Source organism: Rhizobium sp. SL42, from assembly GCF_021729845.1.
GTDB lineage: Bacteria > Pseudomonadota > Alphaproteobacteria > Rhizobiales > Rhizobiaceae > Allorhizobium.
In genome coordinates this window covers 3,982,077-3,996,892 of the sequence record NZ_CP063397.1, presented here as the reverse complement: position 1 = coordinate 3,996,892, position 14,816 = coordinate 3,982,077, and the positions used below count along the sequence as shown (strand labels likewise).

At 61.7% G+C, this 14,816-nt stretch carries 12 protein-coding genes; 11 read left to right on the top strand and 1 reads right to left on the bottom strand.

Translation table 11 applies throughout. The annotated features are described in order from the left end of the window. Positions 1–13 precede the first annotated feature (13 nt). From IM739_RS18875 to IM739_RS18855, 5 genes are all read left to right on the top strand, one after another. Positions 14–841: an urea amidolyase associated protein UAAP1 gene (locus IM739_RS18875; protein ID WP_237369195.1), complete on the top strand. Its 828-nt coding sequence runs from the start codon at positions 14–16 to the stop codon at positions 839–841. Positions 842–855: 14 nt separating this feature from the next. Beyond that, positions 856–1,509: an urea amidolyase associated protein UAAP2 gene (locus tag IM739_RS18870; RefSeq protein WP_237369194.1), complete on the top strand. Its 654-nt coding sequence runs from the start codon at positions 856–858 to the stop codon at positions 1,507–1,509. Next, positions 1,509–5,069 (top strand): urea carboxylase, encoded by a 3,561-nt coding sequence (gene uca / locus IM739_RS18865; protein ID WP_237369193.1) that lies wholly within the window; start codon positions 1,509–1,511, stop codon positions 5,067–5,069. Before IM739_RS18870 ends, uca begins: the two co-directional genes overlap by 1 nt. After that, positions 5,066–6,874, top strand: a complete 1,809-nt coding sequence (atzF, locus tag IM739_RS18860; protein ID WP_237369192.1) for an allophanate hydrolase — start codon at positions 5,066–5,068, stop codon at positions 6,872–6,874. The genes uca and atzF overlap by 4 nt, the downstream gene beginning before the upstream one ends. Before the next feature lie 168 nt (positions 6,875–7,042). After that, positions 7,043–7,888, top strand: a complete 846-nt coding sequence (locus IM739_RS18855; RefSeq protein WP_237369191.1) for an asparaginase — start codon at positions 7,043–7,045, stop codon at positions 7,886–7,888. 14 nt (positions 7,889–7,902) lie between these two features. Here the strand turns inward: IM739_RS18855 and IM739_RS18850 are convergent, their stop codons facing one another. After that, positions 7,903–8,616, bottom strand: a complete 714-nt coding sequence (locus tag IM739_RS18850; protein WP_237369190.1) for a GntR family transcriptional regulator — start codon at positions 8,614–8,616, stop codon at positions 7,903–7,905. 259 nt (positions 8,617–8,875) lie between these two features. Between IM739_RS18850 and IM739_RS18845 the strand changes: the two genes are divergently transcribed. The 6 genes from IM739_RS18845 to IM739_RS18820 all read left to right on the top strand — a co-directional run bounded on the left by IM739_RS18845 (position 8,876) and on the right by IM739_RS18820 (position 14,814). Next, entirely contained in the window at positions 8,876–9,964 is a 1,089-nt protein-coding gene (locus IM739_RS18845) for an ABC transporter ATP-binding protein (protein WP_237369189.1), read from the top strand. A gap of 30 nt (positions 9,965–9,994) precedes the next feature. After that, positions 9,995–11,284 carry an ABC transporter substrate-binding protein gene (locus IM739_RS18840; protein ID WP_237369188.1) on the top strand — a complete coding sequence of 430 codons (1,290 nt, stop codon included), beginning with the start codon at positions 9,995–9,997 and terminating at the stop codon, positions 11,282–11,284. Positions 11,285–11,491: 207 nt separating this feature from the next. Further along, a complete protein-coding gene (locus IM739_RS18835) occupies positions 11,492–12,397 on the top strand; it encodes an ABC transporter permease (RefSeq protein ID WP_237369187.1) in 906 nt (301 codons plus the stop codon). 2 nt (positions 12,398–12,399) lie between these two features. Next, positions 12,400–13,218: an ABC transporter permease gene (locus IM739_RS18830; RefSeq protein ID WP_237369186.1), complete on the top strand. Its 819-nt coding sequence runs from the start codon at positions 12,400–12,402 to the stop codon at positions 13,216–13,218. A 4-nt stretch (positions 13,219–13,222) separates the two neighbouring features. Beyond that, a complete protein-coding gene (locus IM739_RS18825) occupies positions 13,223–13,966 on the top strand; it encodes an aspartate/glutamate racemase family protein (RefSeq protein WP_237369185.1) in 744 nt (247 codons plus the stop codon). 8 nt (positions 13,967–13,974) lie between these two features. Continuing rightward, complete coding sequence (locus IM739_RS18820) at positions 13,975–14,814, top strand: GNAT family N-acetyltransferase (RefSeq protein ID WP_237369184.1); 840 nt, start codon at positions 13,975–13,977, stop codon at positions 14,812–14,814. Positions 14,815–14,816 lie beyond the last annotated feature (2 nt).

Sequence of the window (14,816 nt, the reverse complement as noted above, 5' to 3'; positions counted from 1 at the left end):
CAGGAGATGAACCGTGCATATCAGACGTTCTCCCGAGGAAATCGCCGCCAACCGGGCGCGCTACGAAGAGCATCAGAAAAAGGGACTGGAATTCGCCCCCAAGGCATTGCCCGGCAGGAGCAAGCTTCCGGCGCCGGCAATTGCCGCAGACCGGATCATGCAGCGTGAAGTCATTCCCGGTGGTTGGTACTGGTCGACCCGAGTCAGGGCCAACGAGGTGCTGCGCATTGCGCTCGATCAGGGGCACTCGACCGTCTCGGTCGTCGCCTGGAACGCTGCCGACACGAGCGAGCGCATGAACCTGCCGGATACGGTCAAGGTGCAGTGGACGACCGGGCTCGGCAAGGGCCGTGTGATCTTTTCCGACATGGGCAGGGTGATGTTCTCGATCATCGAGGATTCGTCCGGTGCGCATGACTGCTTGATGGGTGGTTCGACGGCTTCCTCGAACGCGAAGAAATATGCTGGCGCCAATGGTGCCGCTATGCGCAACACGCGGGACAATCTCGTGCTGCTCGCCACCAAGGCAGGCCTCGACAAACGCGATATTCCGGCGGCGCTTGCCTTGTTCGCACCGGTTTGTGTTGATGCCGAAGGCCGGTTTCAGTGGCAGCCGGAGCTGGTCCACGAGGGAGACTATGTCGAGTTGCGCGCCGAGATGGATATGCTTGTCGGCTTTTCCAACTGCCCGCATCCGCTCGATCCCAATCCGGTTTATGCGCCCAATCCGATCACAGTCAGCCGCATCGCAGCCGTCGAACCGGCAGTCGACGACCTTTGCCGTACGGCCACGGCAGAGGCTGTTCGCGGCTTTGAAAACAACGCCTTTGCAGCGATCTGAGCGGGAGCGGAACCATGAACAACTTTATCCAGACGTCCGCCGATCGCACGCTCTCCAACGCGGTGCAGGACCACTACATTCCGGCCGAGGCGCCGTTTTCCACCGTCATCCGGGCGGGGCAGACCGTGCGCATCGAGGACAGCTACGGCCAGCAGGCGATCGATACGCTGTTCTACAATGCCGGTGATTTTTCCGAGCGATATTCCAGCCAGGACACGATGCGCGAGCAGGGGGCTGCCTATATCTCGACCGGCACGAGGATCATCTCCAATGAGGGCCGCGTGATGCTGACGATGACGGCGGACAGCTGCGGCCGTCACGATACGTCTGCAGGCGCCTGCTCCTGCGAGAGCAATACCGTACGTTTCGGCCATGGCGTGAAATATCTGCATGCCTGCCGGGACAATTTTGTCATCGAAGTCTCCAGACATGGCATGAGCAAGCGCGATATCGTGCCGAACATCAATTTCTTCATGAATGTGCCGATTGAGCCGACCGGCGAGATGACCATTGTCGACGGCATCTCCGCGCCCGGCGACTATGTCGAGTTGAAGGCCGAGATGGATGTGTTGCTGGTGATCTCGAATTGCCCGCAGATCAACAATCCCTGCAACGGCTTTGATCCGACGCCGGTGCGCGTGCTGGTCTGGGATGGTGAGGCCAGCTGATGTTCAAGAAGGTACTCATTGCCAATCGCGGCGAGATCGCGGTGCGCGTCATTCGCACGCTGCAGAAAATGGGGATCGCCTCCGTGGCGGTCTATTCCGATGCCGATCGTTTCTCCAAGGCCGTGCTGATGGCCGATGAAGCGGTGCGGCTCGGTCCGGCACCGGCATCGGAAAGCTATCTGAATGTCGATGCGGTGATTGCCGCCTGCAAGCAGACGGGCGCCGAGGCCGTTCATCCCGGCTACGGCTTCCTGTCGGAAAACATCGGCTTTGCCGAGCGGCTGAAGACCGAAGGCATCGCCTTCATCGGTCCGAGCCCGGCCAATATTGCCGATTTCGGCCTGAAGCACACGGCGCGTGAATTGGCGCGGGACAGCGGTGTTCCGCTGTTGCCGGGGTCCGGGCTGCTCGACAGCGACGAAGCGGCCCTGTCGGCGGCAGAGGCGATCGGCTATCCGGTGATGCTGAAGTCGACTGCCGGCGGCGGAGGAATCGGCATGTCGCTCTGCCACGATTCCGAGAGCCTGAAGGCATCGTTCGACAGCGTGCAGCGCACGGCGAAATCGAGCTTTGGCGATGCTCGCGTCTATCTGGAGCGTTTCGTTGCCAAGGCGCGGCATGTCGAGGTGCAGATCTTCGGTGACGGCAATGGGCGGGTGATCGCGCTCGGCGAGCGCGACTGCTCTCTGCAGCGGCGAAACCAGAAGGTGATCGAGGAAACACCGGCGCCGGGACTGTCCGAGATCGTGCGCTCGAGGCTGCATGCGGCGGCTGTCGCTCTAGGCCGCAAGGTCAATTATGCTTCGGCAGGCACGGTGGAGTTCATCTACGACCCGGCTCGGGAGGAATTCTACTTCCTCGAGGTCAATACGCGCTTGCAGGTCGAGCATCCGGTGACAGAAGCGGTCTTCGGTGTCGATCTAGTGGAATGGATGATCCGCCAGGCTGCCGGTGAGGATGTGCTTTCCGGCAACGATGAACTTGTGCCCAAAGGGGCCGCGATCGAGGCGCGCATCTATGCCGAAATGCCGCATGCTGGCTTTCGGCCGAGTGCTGGCCTGCTGACCGAGGTAGTGTTTCCGGATGATGTGCGTGTCGATGACTGGATCGAAACCGGCACCGAGGTGACGCCTTACTACGATCCGATGTTGGCCAAGGTGATCGTGTCTGCCGACGACCGGGCCTCGGCCATTGCGACACTCTCGCAAGCGCTCGCCGCTACGGCTTTGTCAGGCATCGAGACCAATCTCGAATATTTGAAGGCCATTGCGTCCTCCGAGCTGTTCACCAGCGGCGATGTCGCGACAACGGCCTTGAAGGATTTCGACTTCGTGCCGGATGTGATCGAGGTGATCGCACCGGGAGCCCAGTCCAGCCTGCAGGAATTGCCGGGGCGGCTCGGTCTCTGGCATGTCGGTGTGCCGCCAAGCGGCCCGATGGATGAGCGCTCGTTCCGTCATGCCAATCGGCTGGTCGGCAATGGCGACGAGACGGCGGCGCTTGAGCTGACGGTCTCCGGGCCGGTGCTCAAATTCTTCTCCGATGTGGTGATCGCGCTTGCCGGCGCCGTCATGCCGATGATGCTCGATGGGGAGCCGGTTCCACATGGCGTACCTGTGGCCGTCAAGGCCGGCCAGACACTGACCGTCGGCCCGATCCAGGGGGCGGGGCAACGCGCCTATCTGGCCGTTGCGGGCGGGTTCGCGGCTCCCGTGGTACTTGGTTCGCGGGCGACTTTCGGGCTTGGTCAGTTTGGCGGCAATGCCACCGGTACGCTTCGGGCCGGTCATGTGCTGAGGCTCGCCCGTGCTCCACAGCCGGAGGCGAGGGCCGCGAGCGAGCCTGCGATGCTGTCGCGCGAATGGTCCGTCGGCGTGGTCTATGGACCGCATGGTGCACCGGACTTCTTCCTTGAAGAGGATATCGAAACGCTGTTTGCGACCGAATACGAGGTGCATTTCAACTCGGCCCGTACCGGTGTGCGCCTGATCGGGCCTGCGCCGAAATGGGCGCGCACCGATGGCGGCGAGGCGGGGCTTCATCCGTCGAACCTGCATGACAATGCCTATGCGATCGGTGCGATCGACTTCACCGGTGACATGCCGATCATTCTTGGTCCGGACGGCCCAAGTCTCGGAGGTTTCGTCTGCCCGGCGGTGATTGCCCGCGACGAGCAGTGGAAGATGGGCCAGTTCAAGCCGGGTGACAGGATCCGGTTTCATCCGCTGACAAGGGATGAGGACGTGGGTATCGAGGGTTTGTGCGCCGTTCCGGCTGTGCCGCCTTCTCGCCTTCCGCCTGAAGCCGGTTCCCCGATCCTGGCAACCAGCATGATCGGTCCGGTGCCGGTCGTCTATCGCCGTCAGGGCGACGACAATCTGCTGGTCGAATATGGCGAGATGCAGCTCGACATCGCGCTTCGCCTGCGCGTGCATCTCCTGATGGAGGCAGTCAAAGCGGCCAAGCTGCCGGGCCTGATCGATCTGACGCCCGGCATCCGCTCGCTGCAGATCCATTATGACGGCACGGCTCTGACCCGCATGCGGCTTCTGGGGCTGCTTCAGGACATCGAGATCGGCCTGCCGCCCGCGCAGGCGGTGACGGTTCCAAGTCGCACCGTCTATCTGCCGCTTTCGTGGAACGATCCCCAGGCGGAACTTGCGATGCGCAAGTATCAGGAACTGGTGCGTCCCAATGCGCCCTGGTGCCCATCGAACATCGAGTTCATCCGCCGGATCAACGGTCTTGCCGACGAGCAGGCAGTGAAGGACACGATCTTTGACGCGTCCTATCTGGTGATGGGGCTGGGGGACGTCTATCTCGGCGCGCCTGTCGCAACACCGCTTGATCCCCGCCATCGGCTGGTGACGACGAAATACAATCCGGCACGCACCTGGACGCCGGAAAATGCGGTCGGGATCGGCGGGGCCTATATGTGTATCTACGGGATGGAGGGGCCTGGTGGATATCAGCTGTTCGGCCGAACCATCCAGGTGTGGAACACCTGGCGCCAGACGCCGGTCTTCCACAAGGACAAGCCGTGGCTCCTCGATTTCTTCGACCAGATCCGCTTCTTTCCCGTGAGCCATGAGGAACTGATGGAGGCACGGGCCGCATTCCCGCATGGGGGCTATCCGGTCCGGATAGAAGAGGGCGAGTTCTCTTATGCGGCCTACGAGGCCGAGCTGGCCGCCAATGCCGCCAGCATCGGGGCTTTCAAGCAGAAGCAGCAGACCGCTTTCGAGGTCGAGCGTCTGCGTTGGAAGGAACAGGGGCTCGACAGCTTTATCGTCGATGAGGGTGCCGGACCCGGCCTCGGCGGCGATATTCCCGCGGGATGCTTCGGGGTCGAAAGCGCCGTGCCGGGAAATATCTGGAAGATTTTGGTCGAGCAGGGCCAGGCGGTCCAGCCCGGCGATACACTTGCCATCATCGAATCGATGAAAATGGAAATCAATGTCACCGCCCATGCCGCTGGCACCGTGCGCGATCTGCGCGCCGGCCCGGGCCGAAACGTCAAGGCCGGCGATGTGCTGGTCGTGCTGGAGGAAGCCGTATGATACCCACCATTCTCGACATGGCCTCGCTGAGGGCTGCCTTTGCCGCCGGATTGACGCCGCTTGCTCTCGTCGAAGAAGTGATCGCCCGCCGGCATGCATCCGATGATCCTGCGGTTTTCATCACCGCGACGCCGGATGACGATCTTCGCGCCGCCGCAAACGCCTTGATGGCGCATTCACCGCAACCGAACAGCCTGCCGCTTTGGGGCATACCCTTTGCCGTCAAGGACAATATCGATGTTGCGGGCCTGCCGACGACCGCAGCCTGCCCGGCCTTCGCCTATGCGCCGGACAGGGATGCAACCGTCGTCGCAAGGCTGAAGGCCGCCGGTGGCCTTGTGATCGGCAAAACCAATCTCGATCAGTTCGCGACCGGTCTCAACGGCACGCGTTCGCCTTATGGCGCACCGCGTTCGGTTTTCGACAAGGCCTATGTGTCCGGTGGCTCATCCTCAGGCTCGGCCGTTGCCGTCGCTTCGGGACTGGCGAGCTTTGCGCTCGGAACCGACACGGCTGGCTCCGGCCGTGTACCGGCAGCCTTCAACAACCTCGTCGGCATCAAGCCGACGCCGGGGTTGGTGCCGAATGTCGGCGTCGTGCCGGCCTGCCGCAGCGTCGACGTGGTCACGGTCTTTGCCGCGACCGTGGGGGACGGCGTGGCGATCCGCAAGGTGATGGACGGCTATGATGCCGGCGATCCGTATTCCCGCAAGGCAACGCCTGCCGGCCTGCCGGCATCGGGTCTCAGGATCGGTGTATTGGATGGCACAGAGCGCGAATTTTTCGGCAACAGAGAGGTCGAAGCGCTTTACGATGCCGCAATTGAAAGGGCGAAGTCGTTGGGGGCTGCGATCATGCCCTTCGATTATGCACCGTTCCGGCAGGCGGCGGAATTGCTCTACAATGGACCCTGGGTGGCCGAGCGGCTGGCGGCGGTGAAGGATTTCATCGCAACCAATGCCGGCGATTTCGATCCGACGGTGCGAACCATCATCGAGGGGGCGAGGGGATATGACGCCGTTGCCGCCTTCGAAGGGCAGTACCGGCTCGGTGCGCTTCGCCAGAAGGCCATCGCCGAATGGGAAGCGGTCGATATCCTGATGCTGCCGACGGCGCCAACAACCTATACGGTCGAGGACATGCTGGCCGATCCGATCGTGCGCAACGGCCATTTTGGCCGCTACACCAATTTCGCCAACCTGTTCGGTTATGCGGCGATCGCCATTCCCGCCGGCTTCGATGCTGACGATCACCTGCCGGCCGGCGTGACGTTGTTTGGCCCGTCCTTCTCCGACGATGCGCTGGCGCCGTTTGCCGATGCGATGCATCGTGCCCTTGCCGCTGGCATGGGCAAGGACAAAACGGCGGAGATACCCGAGGCAAGCCGGGTCGGCGCAGTGGATGACGGCCTGGTGACGATCATGGTGGTCGGTGCGCATCTGACCGGCATGCCCCTCAACCATGAACTGACGGGCCCCGGTGGCAAGCTGCTGAAGACCTGCCGCACGGCGGGCGACTACCGTCTCTATGTATTGCCGAACACGGTGCCGCCGAAGCCGGGCCTGATCCGCGAGCCGAGTTTTGCCGGCAAGGGGCTGGAGGTTGAGGTGTGGAAGGTGACGCCGGAAGCCTTCGGGCATTTCGTCCAGAATATTCCGGCACCGCTTGGGATCGGCAAGGTCACGCTCGATGACGGCAGCCAGGTATCCGGTTTCCTCTGCGAACCCTACGCGATCGAGGGTGCCCGGGAGGTGACCGAACTCGGGGGCTGGCGGGCCTATATCGCGTCGCGAAACAAGGGGTGAGCCCTCTCCATCATCGATGCATGATCCTCAAGCCCGGGCGCTCCAGCGGAGCGCTCGCCGGTGCTTGTGTCCTTCCACATTGATATTGGGCAGGGGCTCGCCTAAGAGGGCGCGTCACGAGCCGGACAAAGAGGCCGCAAGGATGCGGAAAAGGGCAGGGAGAGGTCGATGAAGCTGTTGCTTATCCATACGGGAGGCACGATCGGCATGGTGCCGACACCGGATGGCCTTGCGCCTCAGGCGGGCATGGTGGAAACAGCGCTTGAGGCAATGCTGCCGGCGGGGATCACGCTCGTTCGCCATATCTTCGACCCGTTGCTCGACAGTGCCGATGTCGGTCCAAGTCAATGGAACATCATCCTGAACGTCATCCGTTCGCATCCGCACACGCCGGTCATCGTCACGCATGGCTCCGACACCATGTCTTTCACAGGTGCTGCCCTTTCACAGGCTTTGGCGGGAGAAGAGCGGCGTGTTGTGCTTTGCGGCTCGATGAAACCGCTCGGCCAGAATGCTGATGCCGAGGACAATCTGGCCCTTGCCATCGGAACGGCGCTGGCGCCGGGTGCCGGCGTTTTCCTTGCCTTTGCCGGCAAGCTACTGCCGGCGGCGGGTCTCGTGAAGCACGATAGCCAGGGCGAGGACGCGTTCTGTTCGCAGCCTCAGCTTCCGCTGGAGCCGGCCAAGTCAAAGCTCTTTTCCGAGAAGCGCCTGGCTGTTCTTTCCCTGTCGCCGGGCATGGATGCTGCCTTCCTGGTTGCCGCGCTGAACATGCTCGACGGCGCGGTTCTCAGGGTTTTCGGTTCGGGAACGGCCATGGCCAATCCGGCCGTTCTCGATGCACTGGCAAAGGCGGTGTCGAGCGGCAAGCGCGTCCGTGCGGTCAGCCAGTGCGAGGCTGGTGGCTTGCAGCCAGGGGCCTATGCCGCTGGTGCGGGCCTATGGGCGGCCGGCGTGGAAAACGGCGGAGCCGAAACGCCGGAGGCGGCACTTGTCCATCTTTGGCTGAACTGAGGTTCCCGGAGGCATTATAGCGCCAGGGCATCCTTCAGTGTCCGGGTCTCGCTGAGCGCGAGATCGAGGTCGGCCTCGATATGGTCGATATGGTGCATCATCAGATGCGTGGCGCGGGTGACGTCGCCTTTTTCCAGGGCATCGAGAATGTCGCCATGTTCGTCGTGCCCGCAGCTTGAAACGCCCGTGCGGCCGTAGAGCGCGATCACCAGCGAGGACCGGGCAACGAGTTCGTCCATGAACTTTTCCAGCACCGCATTGCCGGCAACCTTGGCCAGCAGGAGATGGAAGTCGCCGGAAGCCTTGATTTCGGCGCGGCGGGCGCTGGCGCCTCGCTCATTGCGATGGCGTTCCTCTTCGCGCAGTTGCTCGCGAAACAGCGCGATATCTGCCGGCGTCAGTCGTTCGGCGGCGGCGGCTATGATGCCTGCTTCGATCAGGCGGCGCGAGGCAAAGACCTGACGGGCCTCCTCGGTGCTCGGATTGGAGACGAAGGCGCCGCGGTTGCGTTCCGTGCGCACCAGGCCCTCAAAGGCAAGCATCTGCAAAGCATCGCGTACCACCGTGCGGCTGACATCGAACAATGTGCCGACTTCGGCTTCCGACAGTTTGGTACCGGGCGCCAGGCGCCGATCGACGATGGCGTCGCGCAACGCATCACGGATTGCGCGGGCGCGGTCTTCCTGGTTCTGGTCGAGTTGTCGGTGCGACGTGGCTTTGAGGTTCATGGGGATGTTCCGATGTCCTCTCTGTTTAGCCAAAGCGGAGATAAATTGAAACCCGCATTGTCGTCGTATTGAATTTCATATTGTCTACAATATTGATGATACATCGAACACAATAGTCTATTTTTTGTGCATACAGGTTTGCGGCATGCTCATGTCTTTTGCGCAGTGCACAATGGCATTCGAGAATCCAAGCACTTAGCCGGGTCGGCTGAAACTGGCACGGCATATGCATTCCCTTATCGCAGATGAGGGAGCTATCATGAGCAAAGCCGCAGAGATCGATATCGCCGCTGTCTCCAAGGTTTATGGCAACACCACCGCGGTGCATGCCATCAGCCTGAAAATACCGGCGGGCACCTATTGCTGCCTGCTTGGGCCGTCGGGTTGCGGCAAGACATCGACGCTCCGGATGATTGCCGGTCACGAAAGCATCTCCTCCGGCGACGTGCGGCTCGGCAATGCTGTTGTTACCGACCTGCCGCCGGCCAAGCGCGGCACGGCGATGATGTTTCAGTCCTACGCGCTGTTTCCGCATCTCGATCTTGTCGACAATGTTGCCTTCAGCTTGAAGATGAAAGGCGTCGAAAAGGAAGAGCGCCGGCGCAAGGCGCTGGACATGCTGAAGCTGATGCAGCTCGAACCTTATGCGAACCGCCGGCCGGCGCAGCTTTCGGGCGGCCAGCAGCAGCGCGTGGCGCTTGCACGGGCGTTGATCACCAACCCAGAGGCCCTGCTGCTCGACGAGCCGTTGTCGGCGCTCGATCCCTTCCTGAAGATCCGTATGCGGGCGGAACTGAAAAAGCTGCAGACTTCACTCGGCATCACCTTCGTGCATGTGACGCATAGCCAGGAAGAGGCGATGGCGCTCGCCGACATCATCGTCATCATGAACGAGGGCCGCATCGAGCAGGCTGCCCATCCGCGCGTGGTGTTCGAGGCGCCGGCGACGGCCTTCGTTGCCCGGTTCATGGGGGATCACAATGTGCTGTCCGGCCGCATCGTCGAGCGGACCGAGGCCGGCCTTTTCATCGAGGTGATTGGCGGCGGCCGCTTCTTCGCCAAGGGGCAGGCGCCGGTTGAGGATGATACGGCCGATATCGCGATCCGCACGGATCACGTTCGTCTTGGGGCTGCGTCATCGGCCGGTCTCGGCTTCGACGGCATCATCTCCAATGTCGAATATCTCGGCGCCAAGGTGAAGCTGACCGTCACCACAGCCTTTACAGACGAGTTTACCGCAGTCCTGACCGACGCCGCGTTTTTTGCCGCGCCGGTGAAGGTCGGCGAGGGGGTCACCCTGTCATGGGATGACACGGATTCGATCGTCCTCGGGCGCATCGGCAATTGAAGTAAAACATCATAACCAGGAGAACAGCGCATGTCAGAGACCAGCAAGACACCCAAGGGAATTTCCCGCCGCTCGCTTCTGAAGACGGCGTCAGCCGCCGCCGGCCTTGCTGCCGGTTCCGGCGTCATCACCGGCTTCCCGACCATCTGGGCGCAGAACCCGATCACGCTGCGCCAGTTCGGCACCGGCGTGTCGAACCTCAATGCGATAGCCGAAAAGTGCAAGGCGGACCTCGGCATCACGCTTGAAATGACGGCAACGGATTCGGACGCGGCCGCCCAGCGCGCCGTCACGCAGCCGAATTCCTATGACATCGCCGATATCGAATACTGGATCCTGAAGAAGGTCTTCCCCGCCGGCGTGATCCAGCCGATGGATGTGAAGAAGCTCAAGTATTACGAAAAGATCGTGCCGCTGTTCAAAACCGGCAAGCTGACGCCGGACAGCGTCATCGCCCAGGGTACGGCGCCGCACACCGTCGGTTACGTCGAGAAGGCCGGCGACAAGACCTTTGCCAAGAGCGAGACGGAACTCTTCACCATGGTTCCGACGATCTACAATGCCGATACGCTCGGCATTCGCCCGGATCTCGTCGGCCGAGAAATCACCACCTGGGCTGACATCATGGATCCGGCCTTCAAGGGCAAGACCTCGATCCTCAATATCCCGTCGATCGGCATCATGGATGCCGCGATGATCATGGAAGCCATGGGCAACATCAAGTATGCCGACAAGGGCAACATGACCAAGGCGGAAATCGACGCGACGATCGAATTCCTGATCAAGGCAAAGCAGGACGGCCAGTTCCGCGCCTTCTGGAAGTCGTTCGACGAGTCGGTCAACCTGATGGCATCGGGCGAAGTCGTGATCCAGTCGATGTGGTCGCCGGCGGTTGCCGCCGTCCGCGGCAAGGGCATCGCCTGCAAATATCAGCCACTCAAGGAAGGCTATCGTTCGTGGGGCGGTGGTCTCGGTCTCGCCTCGCATCTGCAGGGCGCTCAACTCGACGCGGCCTACGAATATATCAACTGGTACACATCCGGTTGGGTCGGCGCCTATCTCAATCGTCAGGGCTACTATTCGGCTGCCATGGAAACCGCCAAGGAACATATGTCGGCTGACGAATGGGGCTACTGGATCGAAGGCAAGGCTGCCCAGGGCGATATCGTTGCTCCGGACGGCAAGGTCATGGAAAAGGCCGGCGCCGTGCGCGACGGCGGCTCCTTCGAAGAGCGCATGGGCAAGGTCGCGTGCTGGAACTCCGTCATGGATGAAGACCGCTACATGGTTCGCCGCTGGAACGAGTTCATCGCGGCTTGAGGTTAAGACCCCGCCCGGCCTGCCGGCCACCCTCCCCACAAGGGGAGGGAGACCCGCGGGCGTGTCCAAGTCCCATTCTGGCATGTTCCAGAATTTAGGACGCGGATGGGAAGGGCAGGGTGAGAACAACACGGCTTCTCCCCCCTTGTGGGGGAGATGGCCGGCGGGCCAGAGGGGGTAGTCCCCGACAAGCAGGAGACGGAAACCATGGCGACAGTGCGGTTCATCGGCGTCGGCGAGCCAAAGCCGAAACGCGGCATCAAGCTGCCGTCTTGGTTGCCTGCCTATCTTCAGGCGCTGCCGTTGACGCTGATCCTCGGTGGCTTCCTGCTGCTGCCGATCCTGATGATCAGTGTCGTCAGTTTCTGGGACTATGACTTTGCCCAGATGTATCCCGATTTCGTCACTTTCAATTATACCGAGACGCTCGGTTCCTGGGTCACCTGGAAGACCTATCTGAACACGCTGAAATTCGCCTTCATCGTCTGGGCGATCACCTTGTTCATCGGCTTCTGGGTCGCCTATTTCCTCGCTTTCCACATTCGCACCTCGTCGATGCAGATGGTACTGTTTCTCGTCTGCACGGTGCCGTTCCTGACCTCGAACATTATCCGGATGATCTCCTGGATTCCGGTTCTCGGACGCAACGGGCTGATCAACAATGCCCTCGTTGGCGCGGGCATCATTCCGCAGCCGATCGAATGGCTGCTTTATTCCGACTTCGCCGTGGTTCTGGCGATGGTGCATCTCTACACGCTGTTCATGGTCACGCCGATCTTCAACACGATGATGCGCATCGATCGCTCGCTGATGGAGGCGGCGCGCGACGCCGGCGCTTCCGGCTGGCAGACGCTCATCAATGTCATCATTCCGCTGGCCAAGCCCGGCATGGCGATCGGCACGATCTTCGTCGTGACGCTTGTCATGGCCGATTTCTCCACCGTGCAGGTGATGTCGGGCGGCCAGAGTGCCTCGGTCGCCCTGATGATGAAGAACCAGATGTCGCTGCTGCAATATCCGGCCGCCGCCGCCAATGCGGTCGTGCTCCTGATCCTCGTCCTGATGATGGTCGCGGCGATCCTGCGCGTCGTCGATATCCGCAAGGAACTCTGAGCATGAACAGCGACAAACGCCCCCGCGAATTCTACGTGCTAGCCGCCTTCTTTGCCGTCTTCGTCCTCTTTCTCTACGGTCCGCTGTCGGCGATCCTGATCCTGTCCTTCCAAGGGCCGAATGGCGGCCTGACATTCCCATTGAACGGTGTTTCGGTGCACTGGTTTGCCAATCTGTTCCAGACACAGGCGGTCGGTGATTTCGGCGGTTCCTTCCGGCGCTCGCTGATGCTCGGGCTGATGGTCATGGTGGTGACGGTGGTGGTGTCGCTGCTGGCCGGCCTTGCCTTCCGTCGCAAGTTTATCGGAGGCACGGCACTGTTCTATCTGTCCGTCGCTTCGCTCGTCGTGCCATCGATCGTTATCTCGCTCGGCATCGGTGTGCTGTTCCAGCAGATCGGCCTGCAGCCGGCCTGGTATTCCTCGGGTTTCGGCGCGCATCTCACCTGGACGCTGCCGTTTGGCGTGTTGATCATGTTTGCGATCTTCAACCGCTTCTCCCCGGCTTATGAAGAGGCGGCACGCGATTTGGGCGCCACGCCGTGGCAAACCTTCGCCCACGTCGTGCTGCCGATGATCGCGCCAAGCCTGATCGGTGTCGGCCTGTTCGGCTTCACGCTGTCCTATGACGAGTTTGCTCGCACCTTGATGACGGCCGGGACCTACAACACGCTGCCGCTCGAAATCTACGGCATGACGACCAATGTGACGACGCCCGTGCTCTATGCGCTCGGCACCGTGACGACGGTCTTCTCTTTCCTCGTAATTGCGGGAACACTCGGCCTGATCGTTGGTATGAGCCGGCGCAGGAACCAGGGCTGAGCGCATGAAAATCGCAGTGATCAACCCGAATACGACCGTGAGCATGACGGCGACGATTGCAGACGCCGCGCGGCGCGTGGCGAATGCCGGGACCGAGATCGAGGCCATCACGTCATCAATGGGGCCGGTGTCGATCGAAGGTTATTACGACGAGGTTTTTGCCATACCCGGGCTCCTGGTCGAAATTTCCAGAGCGCAACGGGAGGGCGCGCAGGCAATCGTGATCGCCTGTTTCGACGATACGGGGCTCGATGCGGCGCGCGCGCTTGCCTCGATCCCGGTGATCGGCATCTGCGAGGCGGCGGTTGCTGCGACATCCTTCATCGCGCAGCGGTTTTCCATCGTGACGACGATGGAGCGCTCGCGGTTGCCGGTCGAGCATCTGGTGCATCGCTATGGCATGAGCGGACGTTGCAAGGTGCGGGCTGCCGACGTGCCGGTGCTGTCTCTGGAAGATCCGAATTCGAACGCGCGAGAGAAGTTGCGTCGCGAGATCGTGGCGGCGCTTCGAGACGATCGCGCGGAGGCCATCGTTCTCGGCTGTGCGGGCATGGCGGACCTCACGCTGGAACTGCGCCGCGAATTCGGTGTGCCGGTGGTCGACGGCGTGGCTGCGGCTGTGAAACAGGCCGAAGCGCTGGTTGCGCTCGGACTTTCGACCGCAAAAGGCGGCGCCTATGCGACACCGATCGACAAGCCCTATCTGGGCGCGCTTGAGCGCTTCTCGCCTTCTGCCATGATGCTGTGAGAGTTGACATGGTGTCTGCCGAAATCCGCGTGCTGACCTTCGAGGAAGTCGAGCAACTGGTCGGCTGGGCGGCTGACGAGGGCTGGAATCCGGGATCGGCGGATGCGGCCGCATTTCAGGCTGCTGATCCGCAAGGTTTTATCGGCTGTCTGGTTGATGGTCGACTGGCTGCCGGCATTTCAGCCGTCTCCTATGGCGGCTTCGGCTTCATCGGGCTGTATATCTGCCATCCCGATTTTCGCGGACGGGGCCTCGGTCGCAAGGTCTGGGATGCGGGTATGGCACATCTCGGCGATGCGGTGATCGGGCTCGACGGCGTTTTCGAGCAACAGGATAACTACCGCCGGATGGGCTTCATTCCTCACTATCGGACATTCCGCTGGTCGGCGGCAAATGCTTGCGCCAGTCGAGCGGTCCAACACACTGTCAGTCGTGCGGGGCCGGATCATGCGGCCGAGATCACCGCATTTGATCGCCGGTTCTTTCCGGTTGAACGGGCGCCATTTTTGCAGACATGGCTCGCTCCGCCACGTCAGGTGATGGTCAGCCGCAACGGTGGGCAGGTCGATGGCTATGCAGTTCTCCGGCACTGTCTGGATGGCTGCAAGATCGGACCGCTGTTTGCCACCAGCGAGGCTGTTGCGCTTGGCCTGCTCAATGCCTGCCTTGAACAGCTGGCGGGCACGGCGGTGCATGTCGATGTGCCGGAATACCAGCGGGCTTTCAGCACACACCTGGCGGCGTCCGGTTTCGAGCGCGGCTTCATGACGGCGCGCATGTATCGCGGAGCGCCACCTGCGATGGAAGCGGATGGCGTGTTTGCGATCACGACGCTTGAGCTTGGCTGAGG

Excerpts from the sequence above, each read along its gene's own strand:
- IM739_RS18850 (WP_237369190.1), bottom strand. The coding sequence starts at position 8,616 with ATGAACCTCAAAGCCACGTCGCACCGACAACTCGACCAGAACCAGGAA.
- IM739_RS18835 (WP_237369187.1), top strand. The coding sequence starts at position 11,492 with ATGGCGACAGTGCGGTTCATCGGCGTCGGCGAGCCAAAGCCGAAACGC.
- IM739_RS18840 (WP_237369188.1), top strand. The coding sequence starts at position 9,995 with ATGTCAGAGACCAGCAAGACACCCAAGGGAATTTCCCGCCGCTCGCTT.
- IM739_RS18870 (WP_237369194.1), top strand. The coding sequence starts at position 856 with ATGAACAACTTTATCCAGACGTCCGCCGATCGCACGCTCTCCAACGCG.
- IM739_RS18830 (WP_237369186.1), top strand. The coding sequence starts at position 12,400 with ATGAACAGCGACAAACGCCCCCGCGAATTCTACGTGCTAGCCGCCTTC.
- atzF (WP_237369192.1), top strand. The coding sequence starts at position 5,066 with ATGATACCCACCATTCTCGACATGGCCTCGCTGAGGGCTGCCTTTGCC.
- uca (WP_237369193.1), top strand. The coding sequence starts at position 1,509 with ATGTTCAAGAAGGTACTCATTGCCAATCGCGGCGAGATCGCGGTGCGC.
- IM739_RS18825 (WP_237369185.1), top strand. The coding sequence starts at position 13,223 with ATGAAAATCGCAGTGATCAACCCGAATACGACCGTGAGCATGACGGCG.
- IM739_RS18845 (WP_237369189.1), top strand. The coding sequence starts at position 8,876 with ATGAGCAAAGCCGCAGAGATCGATATCGCCGCTGTCTCCAAGGTTTAT.
- IM739_RS18820 (WP_237369184.1), top strand. The coding sequence starts at position 13,975 with ATGGTGTCTGCCGAAATCCGCGTGCTGACCTTCGAGGAAGTCGAGCAA.
- IM739_RS18855 (WP_237369191.1), top strand. The coding sequence starts at position 7,043 with ATGAAGCTGTTGCTTATCCATACGGGAGGCACGATCGGCATGGTGCCG.